The sequence below is a fragment of the Paraburkholderia sp. WC7.3g genome (assembly GCF_050436345.1).
GTDB classification, from domain to species: Bacteria; Pseudomonadota; Gammaproteobacteria; order Burkholderiales; family Burkholderiaceae; genus Paraburkholderia; species Paraburkholderia podalyriae.
Map to the genome: position 1 here is coordinate 2,104,877 of NZ_JBNDMA010000001.1, position 24,118 is coordinate 2,128,994.

The 24,118-nt window shown below is 64.3% G+C and carries 28 protein-coding genes; 17 read left to right on the top strand and 11 right to left on the bottom strand.

Annotated elements, in window-relative coordinates:
* Positions 1 to 80 precede the first annotated feature (80 nt).
* From iaaH to OKW43_RS09720, 3 genes are all read right to left on the bottom strand, one after another.
* Complete coding sequence (gene iaaH / locus OKW43_RS09710) at positions 81 to 1,535, bottom strand: indoleacetamide hydrolase (protein ID WP_429446851.1); 1,455 nt, start codon at positions 1,533 to 1,535, stop codon at positions 81 to 83.
* A gap of 161 nt (positions 1,536 to 1,696) precedes the next feature.
* Entirely contained in the window at positions 1,697 to 1,912 is a 216-nt protein-coding gene (locus tag OKW43_RS09715; RefSeq protein WP_429446853.1) for a transcriptional regulator, read from the bottom strand.
* 323 nt (positions 1,913 to 2,235) lie between these two features.
* Positions 2,236 to 2,940 (bottom strand): NADPH-dependent FMN reductase, encoded by a 705-nt coding sequence (locus tag OKW43_RS09720; protein ID WP_187634068.1) that lies wholly within the window; start codon positions 2,938 to 2,940, stop codon positions 2,236 to 2,238.
* 352 nt (positions 2,941 to 3,292) lie between these two features.
* On the opposite strand from OKW43_RS09720, the gene OKW43_RS09725 reads away from it, so the two are divergent.
* Together OKW43_RS09725 and OKW43_RS09730 are read left to right on the top strand one after the other, a co-directional pair.
* The gene (locus tag OKW43_RS09725) at positions 3,293 to 4,006 is read left to right on the top strand and encodes a J domain-containing protein (RefSeq protein WP_429446855.1); all 714 of its coding nucleotides are present in this window, start codon (positions 3,293 to 3,295) and stop codon (positions 4,004 to 4,006) included.
* Between the two features lie 254 nt (positions 4,007 to 4,260).
* Entirely contained in the window at positions 4,261 to 4,890 is a 630-nt protein-coding gene (locus OKW43_RS09730; RefSeq protein WP_429446857.1) for an arsenate reductase ArsC, read from the top strand.
* Here the strand turns inward: OKW43_RS09730 and OKW43_RS09735 are convergent.
* Entirely contained in the window at positions 4,887 to 5,213 is a 327-nt protein-coding gene (locus OKW43_RS09735) for an H-NS family nucleoid-associated regulatory protein (RefSeq protein ID WP_187634071.1), read from the bottom strand. The genes OKW43_RS09730 and OKW43_RS09735 overlap by 4 nt on opposite strands.
* A 789-nt stretch (positions 5,214 to 6,002) precedes the next feature.
* On the opposite strand from OKW43_RS09735, the gene OKW43_RS09740 reads away from it, so the two are divergent.
* Entirely contained in the window at positions 6,003 to 6,311 is a 309-nt protein-coding gene (locus OKW43_RS09740) for a hypothetical protein (RefSeq protein WP_187634072.1), read from the top strand.
* A gap of 128 nt (positions 6,312 to 6,439) precedes the next feature.
* On the opposite strand, the gene OKW43_RS09745 is transcribed toward OKW43_RS09740, so the two are convergent.
* A complete protein-coding gene (locus OKW43_RS09745) occupies positions 6,440 to 6,718 on the bottom strand; it encodes a hypothetical protein (protein WP_429446859.1) in 279 nt (92 codons plus the stop codon).
* A 595-nt stretch (positions 6,719 to 7,313) separates the two neighbouring features.
* Between OKW43_RS09745 and OKW43_RS09750 the strand changes: the two genes are divergently transcribed.
* From OKW43_RS09750 to OKW43_RS09770, 5 genes are all read left to right on the top strand, one after another.
* Positions 7,314 to 7,931, top strand: coding sequence for a hypothetical protein (locus OKW43_RS09750; RefSeq protein WP_429446861.1), 618 nt, complete (start codon positions 7,314 to 7,316; stop codon positions 7,929 to 7,931).
* 147 nt (positions 7,932 to 8,078) lie between these two features.
* Positions 8,079 to 8,312, top strand: a complete 234-nt coding sequence (locus OKW43_RS09755) for a hypothetical protein (RefSeq protein ID WP_429446863.1) — start codon at positions 8,079 to 8,081, stop codon at positions 8,310 to 8,312.
* Between the two features lie 160 nt (positions 8,313 to 8,472).
* Positions 8,473 to 9,225, top strand: a complete 753-nt coding sequence (locus OKW43_RS09760; RefSeq protein WP_429446865.1) for an SDR family NAD(P)-dependent oxidoreductase — start codon at positions 8,473 to 8,475, stop codon at positions 9,223 to 9,225.
* Between the two features lie 110 nt (positions 9,226 to 9,335).
* The gene (rhmD, locus tag OKW43_RS09765) at positions 9,336 to 10,514 is read left to right on the top strand and encodes an L-rhamnonate dehydratase (RefSeq protein ID WP_429446867.1); all 1,179 of its coding nucleotides are present in this window, start codon (positions 9,336 to 9,338) and stop codon (positions 10,512 to 10,514) included.
* A gap of 47 nt (positions 10,515 to 10,561) precedes the next feature.
* Complete coding sequence (locus OKW43_RS09770) at positions 10,562 to 11,344, top strand: SDR family NAD(P)-dependent oxidoreductase (RefSeq protein ID WP_429446869.1); 783 nt, start codon at positions 10,562 to 10,564, stop codon at positions 11,342 to 11,344.
* Between the two features lie 19 nt (positions 11,345 to 11,363).
* On the opposite strand, the gene OKW43_RS09775 is transcribed toward OKW43_RS09770, so the two are convergent.
* Positions 11,364 to 12,359, bottom strand: coding sequence for a LysR family transcriptional regulator (locus tag OKW43_RS09775; RefSeq protein WP_187634079.1), 996 nt, complete (start codon positions 12,357 to 12,359; stop codon positions 11,364 to 11,366).
* Between the two features lie 121 nt (positions 12,360 to 12,480).
* On the opposite strand from OKW43_RS09775, the gene rhaM reads away from it, so the two are divergent.
* The 6 genes from rhaM to rhaS all read left to right on the top strand — a co-directional run bounded on the left by rhaM (position 12,481) and on the right by rhaS (position 18,476).
* Complete coding sequence (gene rhaM, locus OKW43_RS09780) at positions 12,481 to 12,798, top strand: L-rhamnose mutarotase (RefSeq protein ID WP_429446872.1); 318 nt, start codon at positions 12,481 to 12,483, stop codon at positions 12,796 to 12,798.
* 74 nt (positions 12,799 to 12,872) lie between these two features.
* Positions 12,873 to 13,766, top strand: a complete 894-nt coding sequence (locus OKW43_RS09785; protein ID WP_429446874.1) for an amidohydrolase family protein — start codon at positions 12,873 to 12,875, stop codon at positions 13,764 to 13,766.
* 54 nt (positions 13,767 to 13,820) lie between these two features.
* Positions 13,821 to 15,350: a sugar ABC transporter ATP-binding protein gene (locus tag OKW43_RS09790; RefSeq protein ID WP_429446876.1), complete on the top strand. Its 1,530-nt coding sequence runs from the start codon at positions 13,821 to 13,823 to the stop codon at positions 15,348 to 15,350.
* On the top strand, positions 15,347 to 16,402 hold the full coding sequence (locus OKW43_RS09795; RefSeq protein WP_187634083.1) for an ABC transporter permease: 1,056 nt from the start codon (positions 15,347 to 15,349) through the stop codon (positions 16,400 to 16,402). The genes OKW43_RS09790 and OKW43_RS09795 overlap by 4 nt, the downstream gene beginning before the upstream one ends.
* Positions 16,395 to 17,426, top strand: a complete 1,032-nt coding sequence (locus OKW43_RS09800) for an ABC transporter permease (RefSeq protein ID WP_187634084.1) — start codon at positions 16,395 to 16,397, stop codon at positions 17,424 to 17,426. The genes OKW43_RS09795 and OKW43_RS09800 overlap by 8 nt, the downstream gene beginning before the upstream one ends.
* A gap of 39 nt (positions 17,427 to 17,465) precedes the next feature.
* The gene (gene rhaS / locus OKW43_RS09805) at positions 17,466 to 18,476 is read left to right on the top strand and encodes a rhamnose ABC transporter substrate-binding protein (protein ID WP_429446879.1); all 1,011 of its coding nucleotides are present in this window, start codon (positions 17,466 to 17,468) and stop codon (positions 18,474 to 18,476) included.
* Between the two features lie 96 nt (positions 18,477 to 18,572).
* Here rhaS and OKW43_RS09810 read toward each other — a convergent pair whose 3' ends face one another.
* The 4 genes from OKW43_RS09810 to OKW43_RS09825 form a co-directional block, all read right to left on the bottom strand.
* Positions 18,573 to 19,736 (bottom strand): CmpA/NrtA family ABC transporter substrate-binding protein, encoded by a 1,164-nt coding sequence (locus tag OKW43_RS09810; RefSeq protein WP_187634086.1) that lies wholly within the window; start codon positions 19,734 to 19,736, stop codon positions 18,573 to 18,575.
* Positions 19,737 to 19,743: 7 nt separating this feature from the next.
* Positions 19,744 to 20,319 (bottom strand): ANTAR domain-containing response regulator, encoded by a 576-nt coding sequence (locus tag OKW43_RS09815; RefSeq protein WP_187634087.1) that lies wholly within the window; start codon positions 20,317 to 20,319, stop codon positions 19,744 to 19,746.
* A gap of 578 nt (positions 20,320 to 20,897) precedes the next feature.
* A complete protein-coding gene (infA, locus tag OKW43_RS09820) occupies positions 20,898 to 21,176 on the bottom strand; it encodes a translation initiation factor IF-1 (RefSeq protein WP_027196184.1) in 279 nt (92 codons plus the stop codon).
* Between the two features lie 136 nt (positions 21,177 to 21,312).
* On the bottom strand, positions 21,313 to 21,594 hold the full coding sequence (locus tag OKW43_RS09825; RefSeq protein WP_187634088.1) for a hypothetical protein: 282 nt from the start codon (positions 21,592 to 21,594) through the stop codon (positions 21,313 to 21,315).
* 709 nt (positions 21,595 to 22,303) lie between these two features.
* On the opposite strand from OKW43_RS09825, the gene OKW43_RS09830 reads away from it, so the two are divergent.
* From OKW43_RS09830 to OKW43_RS09840, 3 genes are read left to right on the top strand one after another with little or no spacing between them, the layout of a single operon-like run.
* The gene (locus OKW43_RS09830) at positions 22,304 to 22,948 is read left to right on the top strand and encodes a helix-turn-helix transcriptional regulator (protein ID WP_187634089.1); all 645 of its coding nucleotides are present in this window, start codon (positions 22,304 to 22,306) and stop codon (positions 22,946 to 22,948) included.
* A 43-nt stretch (positions 22,949 to 22,991) separates the two neighbouring features.
* On the top strand, positions 22,992 to 23,234 hold the full coding sequence (locus tag OKW43_RS09835; protein WP_246530035.1) for a DUF1653 domain-containing protein: 243 nt from the start codon (positions 22,992 to 22,994) through the stop codon (positions 23,232 to 23,234).
* A 36-nt stretch (positions 23,235 to 23,270) separates the two neighbouring features.
* Entirely contained in the window at positions 23,271 to 23,465 is a 195-nt protein-coding gene (locus OKW43_RS09840) for a YqaE/Pmp3 family membrane protein (protein WP_187634091.1), read from the top strand.
* Between the two features lie 59 nt (positions 23,466 to 23,524).
* On the opposite strand, the gene OKW43_RS09845 is transcribed toward OKW43_RS09840, so the two are convergent.
* Positions 23,525 to 23,833, bottom strand: a complete 309-nt coding sequence (locus OKW43_RS09845; RefSeq protein ID WP_429446883.1) for a 2Fe-2S iron-sulfur cluster-binding protein — start codon at positions 23,831 to 23,833, stop codon at positions 23,525 to 23,527.
* Positions 23,834 to 24,118: the final 285 nt, after the last annotated feature.

The following is a 24,118-nucleotide window of genomic DNA, read 5'->3' on the forward strand; positions in this document are numbered from 1 at the left end:
CAGCGGAGGCGTCGGCATGCGGGCTGCGACGCGCAGGCATTAAAGCACAAACCTGCTGGCGCGCACGTGAAACCCGGGCGTCAAAGCACCGGCGGCGGCAACGCTCCGAGCACCTGTTCGAACGCGACACCGATGGCCAGCAGCCGTCTGTCCGAGCCGAGCGGTCCATCCAGTTCGAGGCCGACGGGCAGACCGCTCGCGCTGATACCCGCCGGCAGCGACAGCCCCGGAATGCCGGCCGTGCTGGCCGGATCGGTATTGCGCAGGAACGCTTCCATCGTATCGATCGTTGGACCGCCGTCGATCGTGACCGTCGACGAACCGTTCAGATCGTCGATCGGTACGGCGACGAGCCGCGTAGTCGGAAACAGCAACGCGTCGAGACTGGCATCCGCGAACGTCGCGGCGACGTAGCTTTGCAGCCGCGGTCGCCAGTAATTGAGCGCCGCCGGGTAGTGCGAGCCGAGCACGTCGGCGAGCACGTCGTCGTAGATCGCGCGCACGTCCGGGCTTGCGATGCGCGCGGCCAGTTCGGCGACGGTTTGCACCGGCGCCTGATTCGCGACCAGCCACGCGAGCACGTCGTCGCGCGCTTCGTGAATGGCGAGCGGGCCACCGACCATCCCGTTCAGATGCTCCAACTCATTCATCGCGACCTGCACGAACGTGACCCCCGCCGCTTCGAGCTTCTGCAACGCGGCGCGCGCGACGTCCTCGACCTGTCGCTCGAGAGCGTCCCACAGTGGCGTCGGCAAGCCGATGCGCAAGCCATCGAGCGCAATCGCGGGCAACGCGCCGTCGCCGGTGATCACGGCGTCGAGCAGCGCCAGATCGGCGACGCTGCGCGCCATCGGCCCGACGGTGTCGCGCGTATGGCTGATCGGCACGACCGCATCGGGGTCGTGATAGCGCCGCTCGGCGCCGCCGTTGCCGACCGATGGACGCAAGCCCGCGGTGCCGGTCAGCGCGGCCGGGATGCGGGTCGAGCCGCCGGTGTCGGTGCCGAGCCCGGCGGGTGCGATGCGCGCGGCGATCGCCACGGCGGTGCCACCCGACGAGCCGCCCGGTATCAGCGACGGATCGTAGGGGTTGCGCACCGGCCCCGCGTGCGCGGCGAGGTTTGTGCTCGTGATGCCGAACGCGAGTTCATGCATGTTGGACTTGCCGAGCACGATCGCGCCCGCATCGACGAGGCGTTGCACCGATCGCGCATTGGTCTTCGGTACGAAGCCCGCGAGCGCCGGCGTGCCGGCCGACGTCGGCAGGCCCGCGGTATTGATGTTGTCCTTGACGACGATCGGCAAACCGGCGAGCGGCAGGCGCGCGCGATCGGCCGCCGGCAATGCGTCGAGGCGCTGCGCGGCGGCGAGCGCACCGTCGAAGTCGAGCGTGGTGAGCGCGTTCAGAGGCGTGAGCGCGGCGGCGCGCGCGAGCAGGGTGGCGACGTAGTCGGCGGTTTTGAGGCGGCCGGAGTGCAGCGCCTCGACCGCTTGTGTCGCGTTGAGCGCGAGTTGTGCGTCGACGGTCCATGTCATGACCGGCGTCTCCGTATCGATGGATGCGTAGCGGGTGGCGCGAGTTTCGGCGGCATGCGTCGAAGTCGTGCACAGGTCACGCGGGCAGACAGCGAACGCAAGGGTTCACCTATTCTGGCACATCCGCCTGAAAGCCGATGCCGGTGCGCACTACGATCCGCTTACTGGCGATTATCGATCCACATACGACCCCAGTCGGACGCGTAGGCGAGCGCATGCTCTTCGTCGAAGAAGTAGTCGAGCGCGTCGAACGAATAGGCCTTGCGCCTGTTCTCGTCGCGCTGCTCGATCGTCAGATTGGCGGCGAATAATCCATTTGGGAGCAGTTGCGTTGCCGCCTCGACCTCGTAGCCCTTGTAGCGGATGTGTGAGTTCATGATCTTGACTTGTCAGTGTGTCCGCGAGTGTCATGCGGAAAACCAATGCGTGCGGCGCGGCCCCGTCGTTGCCGAAGGTGAGTGAAGCGGTGGGCTGGGTCAAGCGTAGGGCGCGCTGCGCAGCGGGTGAACCAATCTTTCGTCGAAAACAAATCAGCGCGGATCGGGAGTGGTCATCAAAAGCCCGGATTGGATCAAAACCGCTGGGTTCGATGACTCTATCCACGCGGGGGCGCGGTGTCTGTTATGTGGCGCACGGTCGGGTGGGGCAAAGCGTGCCGCCGCGCGCGATTGCGGCGGCTTCATGGTGTCCGGAGGACGCGTCAGACCGCGTGCAGAACGCGCGCGGAACGGGTTTCCGCGGCGGGGGAGGTGGTTGTGCTTGGTGCGCAGGCCAGGCTCGCCGTCGAGCGGTTCGACGCGGTGGGCGTGCCGTGCGGACGCTGTGCATTGAACGCGAGCGCGAACTGCGCGGCCTGCTGGCCGACGGTCGCGAGTTGCTCGACCACCTTCGGATCGGAGCAGCTGTCCGCGCTGTCGAAGCGCGTCTCCAGCGTGTTGATGCCGGCACCGAACGGGGTCGGCCAGCCACGCAGCGCATGCACAATCGAGCGCAGCGATGTCAGCACGGAGCCCGCTGCCTGCCAGCCGTAGGCGGTGACGATGCAGCCCACCGCGCGGCCATCCAGATACGGGCGCTCGTCGGCGCGCAATTCATCGAGCGTATCGAGCGCGTTTTTCACGAGCCCGGACACGCCACCGTGATAACCGGGCGTCGCGATGATTACCGCGTCCGCGCGACGCACGGCCTCGATCAGCTCGAGTTGTTCATCGGTACGCGCCGGCTGTTCCGGCGCATAGTGCGGCAGGCTATGCAGAAAAGTGCCGCCAAATAGGCGGGTATGCGCGCCCGCGGCTTCGGCGCCGTGCAACGCGAAGGCGAGCGCGCGCTCGGTCGACGAGGCCGCGCGCGTCGTGCCACCAATACCGACGACGAGCGGCGCGGGGGAATGATCGGATCTGCTCAACGAAATGCTCCTTCGATTGCGGTTCACGGTGCGGTTGACGGCGCAGTTCAAGCGGAGCTCATGCAGCGGTAGCACCGCACGTTCACGGCCATCAACGGACCGGCCGGAGCGAACCGGACCTTGAAGCGTCATCTTAATGAGCGGCCGCCGCGCGGCTAAGCGACTTTTTGTTCTAACGATATAACCGTGTGGTCGGTCGCAACTCGCCGGAGCCTTCTTCAATGCACGTGAGCGCCGCTGCTCCGTCGCGGCATTGGCGGAATGCGCATGCTGGCGTCGAGGCCGCTTCGCGATGACGCCGCTTTGGGCATGCTAGGATGCCCGCATCGTTTTTCGCGAGGTCGAGCCCAGCATGGCTACCCTGTATGACACGCTCGGCGTGCCCACGCACGCCACCGATGAGGAAATCAAGCGGGCCTACCGGAAAGCCGCGATGAAGTGGCATCCGGACCGCAACCACGGTGCCGAGGACGTGGCGCGCGCGGCGTTCCAGGAAATCAGGGACGCGTACGCGATCCTGTCCGATGCCGAGCAGCGCAAGGTCTACGACACGGTCTACGCCGAACAGATGCGCGAATGGGAGGCCCAGCACACGCGCCGGCAGCGCGCGCAGGCGAAGCGCGAGGCGGCGGCGCGCGCGGCCGAAGAAGCCGCGTATGCGGAGATGGTGTCGATCGCGATCCGCTTCGCCGACCAGGGTCACAATCGCGACGTGCTGTTCGGCGTGCTGCTCGGGCGGCAATGCGAACCGCAGCGCGCCGCGCAGATCGCCGACAGCGTCGCGGCGTTGCAGGCGGCGCGCCGCGACGAGGCAGACGTCGCGCAAAATGCCGAGCGCATGAGGAAGACCGCGAACAGCGCGCAAGCGGCGGAAGCCGGCGCGGGCGAGCCTGAACCGACGGAAACCGCGCATGAAACCAGCGCGGCCTCTCAAACCGCCCGTCACGACACGCCGCACGCCAAACGCGCGGAGCATGCGAAGCGCGACGGATCCGCCAGCGACATGCATCCGGCCGGCGCGCTCGGCAACCTGTGGTTCCAGTTCCTCAACAGCCTGAAGTTCTGATGTGTCGTGTCGGAGCCGCGGCATGGCGCCAGCGTCGTTTGCACTGACAAATATTGACACGGTACTAAAGAGCGGGCCGGACACTGGTACACTGCCGATCGTTCGCAAAGCTGTACTCTGTGCCCGTGATCGAGATCCTTGGTGCGAATCCCGTGGCGCAAATAATAAACACGCCGTAGTGTCACGGGGGCGCAAGACTGGAGCGGCACAATACCGCCCAGAGGCCAATAAAAAACAATCGGTACGGGGTAAGCGTGTCCAGAAAATATAAGGTGTTGTTTCTCTGCCGCGATAATTCGATCCGCAGCATCATTGCAGAAGCTTTACTACGCGAACTGGCGGGGCATCGGTTCGAAGCGTTCAGCGCGGGACCTGAACCGGCCGCACGTCTTCATCCACTCGCGGTCGCGCAATTGCGGCCCGGCATTTCGGGGCGCGCGGTGCTGAGCCCTAAAAGCTGGCTCGAATTCACCGGCGAATGGGCGCCGCGCATGGATATCGTGATCGCACTCGACGAATTCGTCGGCGGATTGCCTACGCCGGTATTTCCCGGCGGCCCGGCCTTCGTCTACTGGACCATTGCCGATCCGCTCGCGGCCGGCCACGGGTCCCCAGACGAGCAGGCCCGTCTTTTCGATAAAACGTTCTGGCAGATCGTGCGTCAGGTCAGCGCGTTTATCGAATTGCCGCAATATGCGCAGCCTGCATCGAGTCACGCGAATATCGCCGATACGGGGAATGCCATCAGTGCGGGGAATACGGTGAATGCCGCGAATGCGATGAATGTGGCAAGCGGTGGCACAAAACAGGTGCGTGGCACGGCGGTTCATTTCGAAGCCGCATCCATTGTGTCCGCGCCTTCGAGCGCGGCAGCCTGCACCTAGCGATTATTGGGGCGCCCGAGCCGCGAGCCGGCGAACGGGTCATTCGACCAGTCGACCTGCTTTTTCGGTTGGGGTGCGGGCGGCGGTTTTGCGGCCAATTCGAAATGCTCGATGCTCTGGCCGGCACTAATGGCCTGCTTCAACCATTGCGGCATTTCGCCATTGCCGTCCCAACTGTCTCCGGTCGCATTGCGATAGCGCTCAGCTTTTTTGGCCAGTGACTCGGTCGCCAGCGCCGCGGCAAGGTCTTCTGGTCTGATACCAAACTCTTCCATACGATGGCGGAGATACGCAATCATGCTATCTCGCTTCCTTTCGTCCATAGGATATTTGTCCTTCTAAAACGTGCAGCGTGCTGTCGAAGACAGATTGCGGGGAAAAAGCTGCGAAGCGTTCGAGCCCGACTGAATGGGGCCGCCCCGCGGTGGGGTTGTCGATTGACGGAAATGCCATGTGCCGGGTTAAAAAACGTTGCTCCGTGAACTGCAATACGGCCAGGGACTAAGACGGCCGCTGGAACAACCGACCCTCAAACCGAGAGTCTCAATCAGCAAATATTTCAGCATGTCGCAGCGCGGCGAACGAGGCCGGTAAGCCTGACGTTCGCGATGAAAAACTCTGTGTCTAGATGCAAGGATTGCGAATGGATGGAGTCACTCCACGCTGTCCGTCTTTCACCGGACTTTCGTCGATGTGCGGGTGCCGCTTTTTGTGCGTTGTAGCAACATCATAACGCAATGCGCGAGCAAAGCACGCTTAGTTCACGTTGAATTTGTCGGTGAATGCGGTTTGTCGAACGGTGTGGGCGATTGACGACACTGCTGGAAGCTCCTGGATTGAATTCCGGGGTGCGCGAACTATAAAAGAAGCATAAAGGCTGCGCAATGTGGACTGACAGCCGCGTTGTGCGCGCCGATTCCGCCGACGCACGGGAACGCGTCGAATATCGGTTGCAAGCGTCTAATTCTTCATCTGCTTAGTTCGATGACCCGTCGCAGCAGTAGCGCATTCGCATCGACCCGTTCCTCGGCCCCTTTGGGCAGGTTGGCTGTTCGCGGATCAATTTCTTGTGGAGGACGAACACTGCTGCGCCGGATTCGAGGAGTCCGGAAATGAGAGTGCGTATATTGATGATTGCCGCAACCGCCGTTCTGTTTCTCGTGCCAAAAACGGCCGCCGCGGACGAGATGAGCGGCCAGGCGGACCCCGCCGCGTCGGGTCGCGCGATGATGCAATACGATGCGGATGAATCGGCGCAGGCGACGACCGACATGTCGTTCGGTCAGAGCTGGAATCCGCGCGAGCAGGGCGTGCGCAACGCGTCGTATGGTGGTGTTCCGGCGGGCGGGTCGCAGGCGGGAGGCCGGCGCAGTCAGTCCTGCTCGTTCGGCACGGAGTGCAAGACCTATTTCGGTCAATGACCCGCTCGCGAGCGGCAGCGGCGCGCCTCGAATGACGCGCGCCGCGAACGACGCGGGGTCCCACATAACGAACCGGTGTCGCGCTGCGCCGCCGCTTTGCGAGAGCGTGACTGCAAGCGCACGCAATGTCACGCGAATGCCGATTCCCGCTGCGCATGACCACTACGCTCGCCGAGGCGCGCGACGATATCGTCGACGCCGCGCGCCGTGTCATGGTTTTCTTCCGCTTCATGGTAGCCACGGAATTCATCGAGCAGAGCGCGCCATGACCCGTGCCAGCGCGTTTCCAATAGGCAGAGGCCCGACGAATCGGCAATACGCAACACGCCGTTATCCGGATGGAAAGTCAGCGTGACGAGGCGGCCGTCGATAACGCAAGCGGCGGTGCAGGGGCGAGTCGTGAGCATGTGTGGTGTCCTTTTCCTTTCGATAAGCCAAAGAGTGTCGGTTAAACGCTGACGCGAGGATCAGCAAGCGCTGTGCCTGCGATGCCGCACCCGTGGTGCGCCATCGGCCCTGGCGTCCTTTCACATCGCATTGACGGCTAAGCTCGCTTGATCAATGCAGCGGTGTTCTCAGTATCCCAATGATTGACGACAATTTTTTGTATTCGTCGCTGAGCGATGCGCAATAACTTCAGTATCATCCATTAAGGGTTTCTGCTGAGTCGATTCGCGATAGTGCCTACCCACCCGCTGACGCCCGCCGGAGCGCGTGCGCAAAGCCGCGCGGCTCTGTGTGCGGGCTGATCCGCCACAACGCGCGTAGCGATTGCATCGCACGAAGAAGCAGCGCTTGTCGCGATCCGTTCTTCATGACGATTCGACGCATTCGAAAGGAACAGCCTCTGGTTTCAAAAAGCATATGCCCATCCGCTAAAAGCGATTAATAGTCCGTTTTCCTTTTTATTCGAAGTGATCGCACTGGCCGCTGCTGCGCGTAGTATGCATTCCTCGACAAAGACATTTGCCGTAACAACGACGCAATCAAAAGGAGCATTTCATGGCTTGCAATACAACAGGCTCGGGGCTCATGCGAGTGAAGGCGATCACGGTTGCGTTGGCGGTTTCCGTCACGGCGGCGGGCCCGGCGCTCGCGCAGGACAACGCGGCGGCGTCCACGCCCGAACAGCGGGCAATCGGCGCCGCGGCGCTGCTGCACGTTCAGGCGCGCGTCGTCGCGATCGATGCCGCGACGAATAGCGTGACACTGCGCGGCCCGCATGGCGGCGACGAAACTTTCGACGTCAATCCGCAAGCCGCGGACGTCAGCAAGCTGCATATCGGCGACGTCGTGACGATTGCGTACAAGAAAGCGGTGCTGGTCGGCGTCGACAAACTCGCGCCGAACGGAATCCGCCAGCGCATCGATACCGAAGTCACGCAGCCCGCGGCCAACGGTGTCGTTGCGTCGGCGCGGCGCGTCGAGGTGGTGGCGACGGTGCGCAACATCGATCGCAAGAAGCGCACGATTGCGCTGCGCGGTCCGTCTCGCACGGAAACGCTCGACGTCGCGCCGGACATTGCGCTCGAGAAACTGAAGGTCGGTGATTCGGTGCGCGCGGTGTTCGTGTCGGCCATCGCGGCGTCGGTGTCGCGCAACGGCGCGGACGTCAAATAACGGCGATCACGATGACTTAAATAAACTACGCTGAAGCGTATCGAGGCGCGCGGCGTCGACCGGGCAACCGGGAGTTCGGTGTCGCGCGCCTGCCATTGCGGCTCAGGTTTCACGATGGTCATCGCGTCGCGCGCGAAGGAGCAGGGAATGGAACAGAGCGAAACGGAAACCACGGCCGAATCGGAGCGCAAAAGGCTGGTCCGCAGCAAGATACACGTGGGCCTCGCGGCGATCGGCACGTTGGCATCGGTCTTCGGGATCGGCATAGCGATCATCGGCGGTATCAACTATGACCAGACCAAAGTGCTGGTCGGCGCCGGCATCATCGTCGTGTCGACCATTCTTTATGTTTCCATGCTTTTCGTCGCCGCCGGTGATTAGCAAGTTCGCTTGCCCTTAGCGCTCGATCCCGCTGCCGATCCACTTTTGCTATCGACCCCTCCAATAGTCGAATTGTTCGTGCATCGCACCGCCCGTATATTGACTGCAGCGATATACAACAACTCGATGGCACGCCACGGCGGCCCACAGGAGCACAGCAATGAATCGGATCGATCTGGAGGGGCGCGCGGTCGTCATTACTGGCGGCGCGCGCGGCATCGGCTACGCGGTCGCGCAGCGGGCGTTGCGCTCGGGCGCGTCGGTCGCGTTGTGGGACGTCGATAGCGAACGCCTCGCGCGCAGCCAGCGCGAGTTGGGTGAGCTCGGCAAGGTCAGCGCCGTCACGGTCGAACTGACTGACGACGCCGCGGTCCAGCAGGCCACCGCGCAAACGGTCGCCGAGCACGGCTCGATCGACGTGCTGATCAACTGCGCGGGCATCACCGGCGGCAACGGCGCGACGTGGGAGCTCGCGCCCGACATGTGGCGCCGCGTGATCGACGTGAACCTGATCGGCCCGTACCTGACCTGTCGCAACGTCGTGCCGCAGATGCTGAAGCAGGGCTATGGACGCATCGTTAACATCGCGTCGGTGGCCGGCAAGGAGGGCAATCCGAATGCTTCGCACTACAGCGCGTCGAAAGCGGGGTTGATCGGGCTCACCAAGTCGCTCGGCAAGGAGCTCGCGACCAGAAACATCCTCGTCAATGCGGTCACGCCGGCCGCGGCCAAGACCGAGATCTTCGATTCGATGTCGCAGCAGCACATCGACTACATGCTCGCGAAGATTCCGATGAACCGTTTCCTGCTGCCGGAAGAAGCGGCGTCGCTGATCCTATGGCTGTCTTCCGAAGACTGCGCGTTCAGCACCGGTTCGGTGTTCGACCTGTCCGGCGGCCGCGCCACCTACTGAGCGCGCTGCCCGCGCATTGCTTACGCATTGCTCATATTTCGCAGCGTATTGCACACGCGTCGAACGCGCGTTGTCGAGCCGCTTCGACGCTTCTCTGACGGAGCCCTTTCATGGCCATGCCTACCATCCGGCACGTGCGTGCCTTCATCGTTCGCGGCGGCGGCGCGGACTATCACGACCAGGCCGGCGGACACTGGATCGACGATCACATCGCGACGCCGATGGCGCGTTATCCCGAGTATCGCCAGAGCCGCCAGTCGTTCGGCATCAACGTGCTCGGCACGCTGGTCGTTGAGATCGAAGCGAGCGACGGCACGGTGGGCTTCGCGGTGACGACCGGCGGGGAGATCGGCGCATTCATCGTCGAGAAGCATCTCGCGCGTTTTCTCGAAGGGCAACTCGTGACCGACATCGAGAAGATGTGGGATCAGATGTACTTCGCGACGCTGTACTACGGGCGCAAGGGCATCGTGCTCAACACGATTTCCGGCGTCGATCTCGCGCTGTGGGATCTGCTCGCGAAGGTTCGCAAGGAGCCCGTATATCAACTATTGGGCGGCCCGGTGCGCGACGAACTGGTGTTCTACGCGACCGGCGCGCGACCTGATCTTGCGAGGGAAATGGGCTTCATCGGCGGTAAGCTGCCGTTGCAGCACGGTCCCGCGGAAGGCGACGAGGGACTCAGGCAGAACCTCGACAAACTCGCCGACATGCGTTCGCGCGTCGGCGACGACTTCTGGCTCATGTATGACTGCTGGATGAGCCTCGACGTGCGCTATGCGACACGGCTCGCGCAAGGCGCGCACGAATACGGCCTCAAATGGGTCGAGGAATGTCTTCCGCCCGACGATTACTGGGGTTACGCCGAACTGCGCCGCAACGTGCCGCGCGGCATGATGGTGTCGACCGGCGAGCACGAGGCGACGCGCTGGGGCTTCCGGATGCTGCTGGAGATGCAGTGCTGCGATCTGATCCAGCCGGACGTCGGCTGGTGCGGCGGCATCACCGAGCTGATCAAGATTTCCGCGCTCGCCGATGCGCACAATGTGATGGTGGTGCCGCATGGGTCGTCGGTGTACAGCTATCACTTCGTGCTCACGCGCCATAACTCGCCGTTCGCCGAGTTTCTGATGATGGCGCCGAAAGCCGACGAAGTCGTGCCGATGTTCAATCCGCTGCTGCTCGACGAGCCGGTGCCGGTGAACGGGCGCATGAAGGTGCCGGACACGCCGGGCTTTGGTGTGCGGCTCAATCCGGACTGCGCGCTGGTGCGGCCTTATCAGCATTGAACGTTTTGAACGTGTGCCGAACCGCGAACCCCGCAAAGGAGACTCAGGTGCTGCTCAAGGACAAAGTCGTGATCGTCACCGGCGGCTCGCGCGGCATCGGACGCGCGATCGCGGTGGCCTGCGCCCGCGAAGGCGCGGACGTGGCGATCAACTACTGGGGCGACAACGACGCATCGTATGGCCGCCGCTCGGCGGTCGCGGAAGTGGTCGGCGAAATCGAGGCGTTGGGCCGGCGCGTGATCGCGGTGGAGGGCAACGTCGCGGCGCGCGAAACCGGTCAGGAGCTGGTGCGCCGGACCGTCGATGCGTTCGGCAAGCTCGACGTGCTCGCGAGCAATGCCGGCATCTGCCCATTCCACGCGTTTCTCGACATGCCCGCGGACGTGCTCGAATCGACGGTCGCGGTTAATCTGAGCGGCGCGTTCTTCGTGACGCAGGCCGCCGCGCAGCAGATGAAAAAGCAGGGCACCGGCGGCGCGATCGTCGCGACGAGTTCGATCAGCGCATTGGTGGGCGGCGGCATGCAGACGCATTACACGCCGACCAAGGCCGGCGTGCATTCGCTGATGCAGTCGTGCGCGATAGCATTGGGGCCGTTCGGCATCCGCTGCAACTCGGTGATGCCCGGCACGATCGCCACTGATCTGAATGCCGAAGACCTCGCCGATGAAGCGAAGAAAGCTTACTTCGAGAAGCGCATTCCGCTCGGTCGCCTCGGGCATCCCGACGACGTCGCCGATTGCGTCGTGTTCCTCGCGTCGGACCGCGCGCGCTATGTGACGGGCGCCGCGCTGCTGGTCGACGGCGGCCTGTTCGTGAACCTGCAATGAGCGACGCGCGATGCGGGCGTCAATTGACCGTGGCGGGCGTGGTCGGCGTGCCGGGGGCGGCGGCCGGATTGTCGCGCGTGAGGTTGCGCGAGAAGCCGCGCAGCAGCTCGATCAGACGCAGCGCCGGCTCCGCGAGCGGCTCTTCCTTGCGCGTGAGAATGCCGAACCCCGCGAGGCTTTTGCCGATTTCGAGCGGCAGCGCGACCAGCAGGCCGCCGCGCACATGATCGCGCACGACAGACTCCGGCAGCATCGCGACCGCATCGTAATTCTCGAGCAATTGCAGCGTCGCGAAGATCGACGCGCATTCAGTCAGATTGACCGGCGTGGCGAGCCCCGCGCGCGCGAGTTCTTCCTCGAACAGCACGCGCGCCGGACTCGTGACCGGTTGCGCCACCCACGGCCACGCAACGAGTTCGCGCAACGTGATGCGGGCGCGCCGCGCGAGCGGATGCACGGCACGCACGACGAGCAGCAGCGTTTCGCGCGCGAGCGGCTCGAAAGTGAAGTCGTTGTGCTGCAAAGGACTGGTCAGCCGCCCCAGCGCGAGGTCGACCTCGCGGCGATGCAGCAATTGGACGACCTGGTCGCTCGTTTCGCCGAGGATGCGCACGTTGAGCAGCGGGCTTTCGGTCTTCAGCACGGCGACCGACATCGCCAGCAGATCGGGCGCGGCGCCCATGATCGCGCCGACGGTCAGCTGTCCGTGACCGCCGCGGCGTTTGACGTCGAGGTCTTCGGCGAAGCGCGTCAGCTCGGCGAGGGCACGGCGCGCGTAAGCGAGCGTGACGACGCCGAGCGGCGTCGGCGTCATGCCGCGCGCGTTGCGCTCGAACAGCAGGAAGCCGAATGCTTCCTCGATGTCGCCGAGCATGCGGCTTGCGCTCGGTTGCGCGACGTTGACGGCCTCCGCGGCCTGGTGCAGGTTGCGGGCGTCGTCGAGCGCGACGAGCAGGGCGAGATGCTTGAACTTGAGACGATTGACGAGGGCGACGGCGGCTGAATGTTGGCTCATGGTGCCAGTGTGGGGGCCAGTGCGATTCGGTTTGTGGATCGCCCAATCCCAACAACGGATTGAGAGGCTATCGACGCAGGAATTATAGTTCGTTGAATGGCGCGACAGGAGACAGGCCGCAATGGAGACAATCGCTTTCCGGTTGGTGCTCAACCCCGGCATGCGCGAAGAATACGAACGGCGTCACGCGCAGATCTGGCCCGAGCTGGTTGACGCGTTGCACAACGCCGGCGTGCGCGACTACCGGATTTTCTTCGACCCCGACACGCATCATCTGTTCGCGGTGCTGTCGCGCACCAGCGATCACACGATGGACCAGTTACCGCAACTCGACGTGATGCGCAAATGGTGGGATTACATGGCTGACATCATGCAGACCGCGCCGGATCATACACCGCTGTCGCAGACGCTCGAACCGGTCTTTCATCTCAGTCATTGAGTCGCGCTGAACCCAGCTTGACCCCGCGACGACGCACGAACCTCGAAACGCTTTTCACCCGAACAAGGTGCCGCATGCAGGTTGTCGATTCGCATATCCATCTGTGGGATCTGAAGACGCATCGCTATCCGTGGCTGGAGAACCCGGGCGTGTCGTTCGTCGGCGATGCGCGCGATCTGAAGCACGACTACCTGCTCGACGATCTGCTCGGTGAGGCGGGCGACATCGACGTGCTAAAGCTCGTGCACGTCGAGGCGAATCACGATCCGGCCGATCCTGTCGAAGAGACGCGCTGGTTGCAGTCGATTGCGGATCGCAAAGCTTCGCGCGGCATGCCGAATGCGATCGTCGCGGGCGTGGATCTGTCCGCGCAGAACGCGCCCGCGTTGCTCGAAGCGCATGCTTCGTTCGCGAATACGCGCGGCATCCGGCAGATTCTGAACGTGCACGACAATAAGCTGTTCGATTACGTCGGCCGTCATTACATGCGCGAGTCGCAGTGGCGCGAGCATTTCGCGTTGCTGCGCCGGTACGATCTGTCGTTCGATCTGCAACTCTATCCGTCGCAAATGCAAGAGGCGGCCGCGCTCGCGCGTGCCCATGCGGACACGCTGTTGATCGTCAATCATGCCGGCATGTTCGTCGATCGTCATAGCGTGGCCGGTTACCGGGCGTGGCGCGAAGGCATGCGCTTGCTCGCGGCATGTCCGAACATCGCGGTGAAGATCAGCGGGCTCGCGATGTTCGATCATCACTGGACGGTCGAAAGCCTGCGGCCGTACGTGCTCGAAACGATCGATACGTTCGGCGTCGAACGCGCGATGTTCGCGTCGAACTTTCCGGTCGACCGGCTGTTCGGTTCGTACACGGATTTGTGGTGCGCGTATGCGGCGATCGTCGCCGATGCGAGCGAGGCTGAAAAAGACGCGCTGTTTCGGTGTAACGCGGAACGCTATTACCGAATCTGATGCCGCGTGCGCACGGACCAAGAACCATAGAAGCAACCGCTCAGGAGACACGCAGTGCAGCCATCCCATTCCGCGGTGCCGCGACTCGAGTTGCGGCACGCGAGCAAATCCTTCGGCCGGGTGCGCGCGCTATCCGACGGCGATCTCGTGCTGTGGCCAGGCGAGGTGCATGCGCTGCTCGGCGAGAACGGCGCGGGCAAATCGACGCTCGTCAAAATTCTCGCCGGCGTGCATCAGCCCGATGCCGGCGAGTTGCTGGTGAACGGCGAGCCACGCCGCTTCGCGACGCCGGCCGAAGCACGCGACGCCGGGCTTGCGGTCATCTATCAGGAGCCGACGCTGTTCTTCGATCTGTCGATCTCCGAGAACATCTTCATGGGCCGGCAGCCGGTCGACCGCTTCGGCCGCATCCAGTACGACACGATGCATCGCGAAGTGGACGGATTGCTGGCGTCGCTCGGCGTCGAGCTGCGCGCGGATCAACTGGTGCGCGGTCTGTCGATCGCGGATCAGCAGGTGATCGAAATCGCGAAGGCGTTGTCGCTGAACGCGAGCGTGCTGATCATGGATGAACCGACGGCCGCGTTGTCGCTGCCCGAAGTCGAGCGGCTCTTCGCGATCGTGCGCAAGCTGCGCGAACGCGACGTCGCGATTCTGTTCATCACGCACCGGCTCGACGAAGTATTCGCGCTGACGCAGCGCGTGACGATCATGCGAGATGGCGCGAAGGTCTTCGACGCGCCGACCGCCGATCTGAGCACCGACGCGATCGTCGCAAAGATGGTCGGCCGCGATCTGGAAACGTTCTATCCGAAGGCCGATTGCACACCGGGCGACGTGCGTCTGTCGGTGCGCGGCCTGACGCGCATAGGCGTGTTCAAGGATGTCTCGTTCGACGTGCGCGCCGGCGAGATCGTCGCGCTCGCGGGCCTCGTCGGCGCGGGACGCAGCGAGGTCGCGCGTGCGATTTTCGGCATCGATCCGCTCGACTCGGGCGAAGTATGGCTGGCCGGCAAGCGGCTCGACTGCGGCAAGCCCGCGGCCGCGGTGCGCGCCGGGCTCGCGCTGGTGCCGGAAGATCGTCGCCAGCAAGGGCTCGCGCTCGAACTGAGCATCGCGCGCAATGCGTCGATGACGGTGCTCGGCCGGCTCGTGCGGCATGGCCTCGTTTCGACGCGCAGCGAAACGCAGCTCGCCAACAAGTGGGGCACGCGTCTGCGCCTGAAAGCGGGCGACCCGAGCGCGCCGGTCGGCACGCTGTCCGGCGGTAACCAGCAGAAGGTCGTGCTCGGCAAGTGGCTCGCCACCGGCCCGAAAGTGCTGATCATCGACGAACCGACGCGCGGCATCGACGTTGGCGCGAAAGCCGAGGTGTATGGCGCGCTGGCCGAACTCGTGCGCGATGGCATGGCGGTGCTGATGATTTCGAGCGAGCTGCCCGAAGTGCTCGGCATGGCCGATCGCGTGCTCGTGATGCACGAAGGCCGCATCGGCGCGGAAATCGCGCGCGCCGACGCGAACGAGGAGCGCATCATGGGCGCCGCGCTCGGTCAGGGACTGTCACCATTGGGACGTGCAGCATGATGCGCCATTCGACCCATCCCGCGCCGGTGCGGCAGTCGCTGCCCAAGCGTTCCGCCGCTTCGTCGGGCGGTCTCGTCGCGAACATCGCGAAGAGCCGCGAAACCACGTTGTTCGTCGTGCTGATCCTGCTGATCGTGGGGACCGGGCTCGCGAAGCCGCAGTTCCTGAATCTGCAGAACTTGCGCGACGTGCTGCTGAACGTGTCGATCATCGGTCTGCTGACGGCCGGCATGACCGTCGTGATTCTGATGCGGCATATCGATCTGTCGGTCGGCTCGACGGTGGGTGTCAGCGCATACGCGGTGGGGAGCCTGTACGTTGCGTTTCCGCATATGCCGGTGCTCGTCGCGCTGGCCGCGGGGCTCGCGATCGGGCTCGTCGCGGGCGGCATCAATGCGTTGCTGGTCGCGGTGGGGCGCGTGCCGTCGCTGGTCGCGACGCTGTCGACGCTGTATATCTTTCGTGGGGCCGATTACGCGTGGGTGCACGGCGGCCAGATCAACGCGACCAGCCTGCCCGACGCGTACTCGCGGCTCGCGACCGGCACGCTGCTCGGCATCCCGACGCTCGCGCTGATCGCGATCGTCGTACTTGCCGGCCTGTCGGTGTATCTGAAGCAGTTTCGCGGCGGTCGCGAGCACTACGCGATCGGCTCGAATCCAGAGGCCGCGCGGCTCGCGGGCGTGAACGTCGAGCGGCGCGTGATGTCGGGCTTTCTGCTGTCCGGCGCGATTGCGGGCTTTGCCGGCGCATTGTGGCTCGCGCGCTTCGGCACCGTCGATGCCAGCACCGCGAAGGGCATCGAATTGCAGGTCGTCGCGGCGGCGGTGGTCGGCAGTGTCGCGATTACGGGCGGCGTCGGCACGATCCTCGGCGCGACGCTCGGTGCGCTCGTGCTCGGCGTGATCAGCATCGCGCTCGTCGTGCTGCACGTGTCGCCGTTCTGGGAGCAGGCGATCCAGGGCGCGCTGATCGTTGCCGCGATCGCCGCCGATACGCTGCTGGCCCGCTCCGTCGCCAAACGCATGATGAGGAAACGCGATCATGGCTAAACCCGATTCCGCGCTGCTCACGCGCAAGCGCGAAACGCCGCTGCAATGGGAAGTGTTGCTGGTGATCGTGCTGATCGCGTCGCTGGTGCTGGGGCGCTGGCTGTCGCCGGTGTTTCTGAGCGGCGCGAACCTGAGCAACGTGCTCGCCGATCTGACCGAGATCGCGCTGATGGCGCTGCCGATGACGCTGATCATCGTCGCCGCCGAAATCGATCTGTCGGTCGCGTCGGTGCTGGGCGCATCGAGCGCGTTGATGGGCGTGCTGTGGCACATGGGCCTGCCGATGCCGGTCGTGATCGTTCTGGTTCTGGCTGCGGGCGCGTTGGCGGGTCTGCTGAACGGACTCGTGATCGTCAGGCTGAACCTGCCGTCGCTCGCGGTCACGATCGGTACGCTCGCGCTATTTCGCGGTCTCGCGTATGTGCTGCTCGGCGATCAGGCGGTCGCGGATTTTCCGGCCGCTTATACGGCGTTCGGCATGAACACGCTCGGGCCCACGTTCATTCCGTTGCCGTTCGTCATCGTGATCGTCGCCGCCGTGCTATTCACCGTGTTGCTGCAAGCCACCGCGTTCGGCCGCAGCCTGTATGCGATCGGCGCGAATCCGACCGCCGCCGCGTTCTCCGGCATCGAGGTCGCGAAGATCCGCTTGCGCCTGTTCGTGCTGTCGGGTCTCGTCAGCGCGCTCGCCGGCATCGTCTATACGCTGCGTTTCACGAGTGCGCGCGGCGATAACGGCGAAGGCTTCGAGCTGTCGGTGATCGCGGCGGTGCTGTTCGGTGGCGTCAGCATTTTCGGCGGACGCGGCTCGATGGTCGGCGTGCTGTTGTCGCTGCTGATCATCGGCGTGCTGAAGAACGCGTTGACGCTCGACGACGTATCGAGCGAAACGCTGACCATCGTGACCGGCGTGCTGCTGCTCGCGTCGGTGCTGATCCCGAACCTCGTCGCGCGCTGGCGTGCGGCGCGCGACCGGCGTTTCATCGCGAAGTCCGCCGCCGCGTCTTCTTCATCCCCGACCTAGCTTCCCCTATCTGTCCAACAACAACGCAGGAGACACTTCATGTTCAAACCTCTACGTCACACCGGTATGGCCGCGCTCTGCGCCGCGTTGCTCGCGATCAGCTGCGGCGGCGCGTTCGCCGCGGACCTCAAAAGCGGGCTGAAGATCGCGTTCGTGCCGAAGCAGATCAACAACCCGTACGAAGTGATCGCCGACGACGGCGGCCTCGCCGCGATCAAGGAATTCGGCGGCGTCGGCAAGGCGGTCGGGCCGTCGGATGCGGGCGCGTCGTCGCAGGTGTCGTACATCAACACGCTGATCACGCAGCGCCAGGACGCGATCGTGATTGCCGCCAACGATGCGAACGCGGTGGTGCCCTATCTGAAGAAGGCGATGGGCCAAGGCATCAAGGTCGTTACGTTCGACTCCGATACCGCGCCGGAAGGCCGCCAGCTGTTCGTCAATCAGGCGAACGCGGAGGGCATCGGCCGTGGCCAGGTGCAACTGGTGGCGAAGCTGATGGGCGGCGACGGCGAGTTCGCGATCCTGTCGGCGACGCCGAACGCGACGAACCAGAACACGTGGATCAAGTGGATGCAGGAGGAGCTGAAGAAACCGGAGTACTCGAAGATCAAACTCGTCAAGATCGCGTACGGCAACGACGACGATCAGAAGTCCTTCGTCGAAACCCAGGGTTTGCTGCAGGCGTATCCGAACCTGAAGGCGATCGTCGCGCCGACGACGGTCGGCATCGCGGCGGCGGCGCGCTATATTTCGTCGTCGTCGAGCAAGGGCAAGGTCGCGGTGACGGGGCTCGGCACGCCGAACCAGATGCGCGCGTTCGTGAAGAACGGCACCGTGACCGCATTCCAGTTGTGGGATCCGAACGAGCTCGGCTATCTGGCCGCGTACGCGGCGGCGTCGCTCGCGTCGGGCAAGATCACGGGTAAGGAGGGCGAAACGTTCGACGCCGGCAAGCTCGGCAAGCGCACGATCGGCGCGCAAGGCGAGATCATTCTCGGACCGCCGACCACGTTCGATGCGAGCAATATCGACAAATACAACTTCTAGGGCGAGTTCGAGCGGCAACGCAGGCTGTCCGCATCAGCGCCGCTGGCGGCGCGCGGACAGTCGGCACATCACCGTGAGCTTTCGCGTGCGGTCCGCTTAGCGGCGGATCGCAAAACGCCGCGCATAAGCGGCGGATGGCGAGCCGCTTCCCCACACTTCGCCATCGATCAATTCGCGTGTCACATCCTCGCGCGGCACCGCCACGTTCACGCGCGCGGCAGCCTCGCGATACAGCTGTGTCTGGTTGATGCTCGCGGCGATCGCTTCGTAATCGTTGCGCGCATCGACGATTCCCCAGCGCTCGAACTGCGTGAAGAACCACGCGCCTTCGAATGGATGCGGATAGTTGACCGCGCCGTCGTCGAAGAAACGCATCGGCAGGCGGCGCGGGTTCACCGGGTCGAGCGGGTCGCCGAGCCGCGCGGCGATCAGCGTCTCGTCGATACCGATGTAATCGGGCCGCGCGAGCCAGCGCGCGATCTCGTCGCGATGTCCGGCACCATCGAGCCAGCGGCACGCTTCGAGCATGGTCTGCACGAGCGCGCGCGTCGTGCGCGGATGCGCGTCGACGAAATCGCGTCGGCAGGCGAGCACCTTGTCGGGATGCTCGGGCCATATCTCGCTCGAATCAGCGATCGTTCTGCCGACGCCATGCGCCTCGGCCATCGCATTCCACGGCTCGCCGACGCACAGGCCGTCGAGCCGGTCTTCGGCGAGCGCGGCGACCATCTGCGGCGGCGGAATCGCGACGCTGTCGATGTCGCGCAACGGGTCGACGCCTTGCGCCGCGAGCCAGTAGTACAGCCACATCGCGTGCGTGCCGGTGGGGAAGGTGTGCGCGAACACCGGCTTGCGACCGAGCGTCGCGAGCGCCTCGCGTAAGGTGCCACCCGAGGTGCGGTGCTTCGCGAGCGCATCGGCGAGCCGATTCGACAGCGTGATCGCCTGGCCGTTGCGGTTCAGTACCATCAGCACGGCCATGTCGGTGCGCGGGCCGCCGAGGCCGAGCTGCACGCCGTACACGAGGCCGTAGAGCGTGTGCGCGGCATCGAGATCGCCCGATAGCAGCTTGTCACGCACGGCGGCCCACGATGGCTGACGGCACAGTTCGAGCGTCAGTCCATGCGCGTGGCCGAACTCGAGCAGCTTTGCGGCGATCAGCGGCGCCGCGTCGGACAACGCGACGAAGCCGAGCCGCAGATGGGTCTTTTCAGGCGGCCCCGCAAAGGGCGCCGCGGTGACGGGAGTGGCTGGATTCATGAGCGCATCATTTGAGCGAGCCGGCCGACGCGACGACCTCGCGCGCGACCTCGGCGAGTTTGACGCCCTGGTTCATCGCGCGTTTGCGCAGACTCGCGTAGGCGGCCGGCTCGGTGAGTTTCTGCTGATCCATCAGCAGGCGTTTCGCGCGATCGATCAGCTTGCGCTCGGCCAGTTCGTTTTCGGCCTGCGCGAGCCGCTCGCGCAATTGCGACTCCTGCGCGAAACGTGCGAGCGCGACTTCGAGAATCGGCGCAAGCCGTTCCGTCGCGAGGCCTTCGACCAGATACGCGGTGACGCCGGCGTTGACCGCTTCGCGGATCAATTGCTGGTTCGCGTCGTGGCTGAACATCAGCACAGGGCGCGGCGCGGTCGCGTGCATCACGGCGAGCTGTTCGAGCGTATCGCGCGACGGCGACTCCGTATCGATGATGATGACGTCGGGCCGCTCGTCCTGCACCGCGCGATGCAGCGCCTGCGGCGATGCGGTGCCCGCGAGCATCTCGCAACCTGACAGGGCGAGCGCGTCGCGCAGATCGCCGATGGGTTTGTCGGTGTCGGTGACAAGAAGAACACGCAGCATGGAGTCGGTGGAAAGGACAACTGACTCCTGATAAAGCAATAGCTATGCCAGTCCCAGTGCGGCGGGGCTTGGCGAGGCTTGTCGGAGGTTGCGCGCGCGAATGGCGCGGACTGATCGGGCTTATTGCGGGCGATGGCTGCGAATCATCGACGAAAGCGGCAATGTGGTCCCGCGGTTCGCGCTGCACCGGCGCGGGGCATGCAAGACCGCAGACGCCCGATGCACCGAAGCGGCGCATCGCGTGCGCCGCGGCCGATGCCTCAAAGCCAGCGCGAATCACTGCGCGGCGAAAACAGCAACGTCAGCGCCATCATCGCGGCGATGCAGCCGGCGAGGAGCGGGTGGTCGAACACAGGTGCGCAAAAGCGCGAGTGGGGAGGATTTGGGGGTGTTTGGGCGGTCGGGGAAGACGCCGATTTCGCGCGCTGACACGGCGAGGCTGACGGACCGGCTTGATGCGGAAAGCGTAGTCGGGAGGTATTGCGCGAGTCTGAGGGCCTCGCGCTTACGCCTGTAGTTCGGGCGGCCTGCCCGCGTCACCTGCACGAGGGTACGCGGCGCGGCGCCTTTACCGCTGCTTACCTCCGCCGCGCCCCATGCTGCGCCGGCCGTGGCGCACCGCCACCGCTCGAACGCTCGTCCTTGTGGCGGAAATTGATCCGCCCCTTGGTCAGGTCGTAGACCGACAATTCGAGCGTTACGCGATCCCCCGCGAGAATACGGATATGGTTCTTGCGCATGCGTCCGGACGCATAAGCGCCGACCACCACGCCGTTGTCGAGCGTCACGCGGTAGCGGCTGTCCGGAAGCACTTCGTCGACGATACCGTCAAGTTCAATCAGTTCTTCTTTCGCCATGCATAACTCCTGGTCGATGGGATAAAGGGGAAATCGGCCGCGGGCCATTGCGAGCGGCGCGACTGTGGATTCGTTGAACAAGCAGCGGCGCCCGAAAGCACGCTGCGCGACATGAGTGACGCGCCGATGACGCCGCTCAAAGATCGGCGACCGATTGGCCGCTCACCTCGCCGTCGATCAGCCGTTCCGCATGCGCCATGCACGCGATGCGCGCCTTGCCCATGCCGTCGAACGGAAACAGATACTGCAGGCGAAACACCCGGCCGTCGGCCGCCGGATTGGCGCCTACGCGGCAGATGCGCACCGACGCGTCGTAGCCGGCGCCCGGATTGCGGGTCGGTTGCGCGCCCGCGGGGCGGCGCGGATAAACGAGCGGGTGAATTTCGTAACCCTTGTAGGTCTTGATGGCTGGAATCATGAAAAATGTGTCCTGTATTGCGAGGTCCGCGCGCCGCGTGAATGGTGCCGCTTCTGAAAGCGCACCTTCGACGCGTTGCGACAAGAACCGGCGACGCAGCACCGATGGGCGCGCCGCGACAAAATGGTTGGCACAGGCCTGCTAGACCTGGCGGGCTCAATGACAATGGCTCGAGCGGTCGCGCGAAAACGCGGATTCGACCGAAACGCCGAAGCGGCGCGTCAATTCGCGCGCCGTACGCATGATGCTGAGCCGCTCGGTGTACTTCTCGCGACGGCGAATGCATGCGGCGCATTGCCGGAGTGACGGGACCGCCGATAAGCGGCGGTCGAACTGTCGGGGGTGGTGCGGAGATGCCGGTTTGAGACTGCCTGGTGCTGCCAGTGCTATATGGGTGCGAGGTGCAACTATTGCAACATAATGCCTGAAATAGGACTGATTGGATAGTGCAAACTTCAGCGCGCGGCCAGAACGCCCGGCTGGCGGGGCTTCGCGGCGAACACGACGACTCTTTATCGCATGAAAAGAATGCGCTAGCGAGGTAGACGAAATTCCCTTCGGCGTTGATTCGCGGCGCCAGCGCGAGGCCGCTACAATGGCGGCTTCCTGAATTGCGGACCGAGCGCGCGCGCCGGCGTCCGCTGCGGGCGCCTCGCAGCGTCGTCATTCGCTAGCGCGCGCCGCCTTCATCGAACCTCGCGTTTTTTCCATGCGCAACCCGAACGTGTCTCCTGTCAAAGACTTGCTGCTGAAGCGCTACGCGCCGATCGCCGACGGCATCGCCGCGCTGCTCTATCCGTGCGCCGAAGTGGTGATTCACGACCTGCGCGATCAGACCGTCGCGTATCTGGTGAACAATCTGTCGCGGCTCGAGGTGGGTGCGCCGTCGGTGCTCGACGACGCGCACTTCGCGGCGCGCGGCCAGACCATCGGTCCCTACGAGAAACTGAACTGGGACGGCCGCCGCATGCGCTGCGTGAGCAACATCCTGTTCGACGACGACGGCAACCCCGCCGGCATGCTGTGCGTGAACTTCAACATCGCGGTGTTCGAGGACGTGCGCTCGACGCTCGATCTGTTCATCAAGGGCGGCACGATGACCGAGGCGGCCGCCGACGACCTGTTCCGCGACGACTGGCAGGACCGCATCAACACCTATCTGCACACGTGGTTGCGCGACCGGCAGATCGGCATCAATGCGCTGACGCGCGAACACAAGCGTGAAATCGTCGAGGCGCTGCACGCGCAGGGCGCGTTTCGCGGCCGCAGCTCGGCCAACTACGTCGCCGCGGTGCTGACGATGGGCCGCGCCACCGTCTACAAGATCCTGAAGCAGATGAAAGAGGGCGGCTAATCTCGGGCGCGCCGCGCCTGCAAATGCTTCGATGCCGCCCAGAATGAGGACATACACGATGCGCTACCGACACTACAAAGGCGGCATTTACGAACTGGTTTGCGAGGCCACGCTGGAATCGGATCAGACGGTCACGATGATCGTCTACAAGGCGGCCAATGGTACGATCTGGACCCGTCCAGCGACGGTATTTTTCGAGCGGGTGGAGCACGAAGGCGTCGAGGTGCCGCGCTTTGCGCCGCTCGATGAGTTCAACAACGAGGCAGACGCGTCCCACGCGGGCTAACGTACGCTGCCGAAACCACAGGAACAGGAAAACCGAATGCGTCTTTTGCTTGCCATCATTCTGCCGTGGTTGCAGTTTTTCACGATTGGCCGTCCGTTTGCGGGCATCATCTGCCTGCTTCTTCAGATCACGCTGATCGGCTGGGTGCCGGCGGCCATCTGGTCCGTGTATGCGCTGAGCCAGTACAACACGGACAAGAAAATCGCCCGAGCAATGGGCAACGGGCGCTAGGACGCGGCGTCGAAGCCGTCTGCGAGCGGGGCGCCTGGCCCTCTCGCTCGCGCTCCCACTCACCGTGCCGGTATCACGACCGCATCCGGCACTTCGATCACCAGGTCGGTTTCCGCCATCGCCACGCACGGCAGGATATAACCGTCCGCCTTTTCCTCGCGGCTCACGCCGGGCCATTCAATCGAGTAGCGCACCCGCCCGGATGTCACGCGGCACAGGCATGTTCGGCACGTGCCGTTGCGGCACGAACGCGGCAAACGCAGATTCGCGAACGCGGCGGCTTCGAGAATCGTCAGCGAATCGGGCGCTTCGAAGCTCTGGCCGAGAGGCTCGACGCGAACCACAGGCGTGCGGGTGGGGACGGACATCGTATTGATCAGTGGCTGAGTGCGCGACACTTTACACGGGATCGGATGCGGGCAAGACAAACTGCGAGCGAGCCTGAAATGCCCGTTCGACGAGTCGGATTCGCGCAGCAGAAAGTAAAACTTGCACCTGGGCCGAACTCGTCTAAAGTGAATCAATTCACCTCCGCGCGGCGCGAACTGACTATGCCGCGTTCAGGTGACGGCCCGCGTCGACTGCATCGGACAAGGAGGAAAGAGCGGCGGACGCGACAGCAAGCAATCAGCGCGCCCATTACCCGAGCGCAT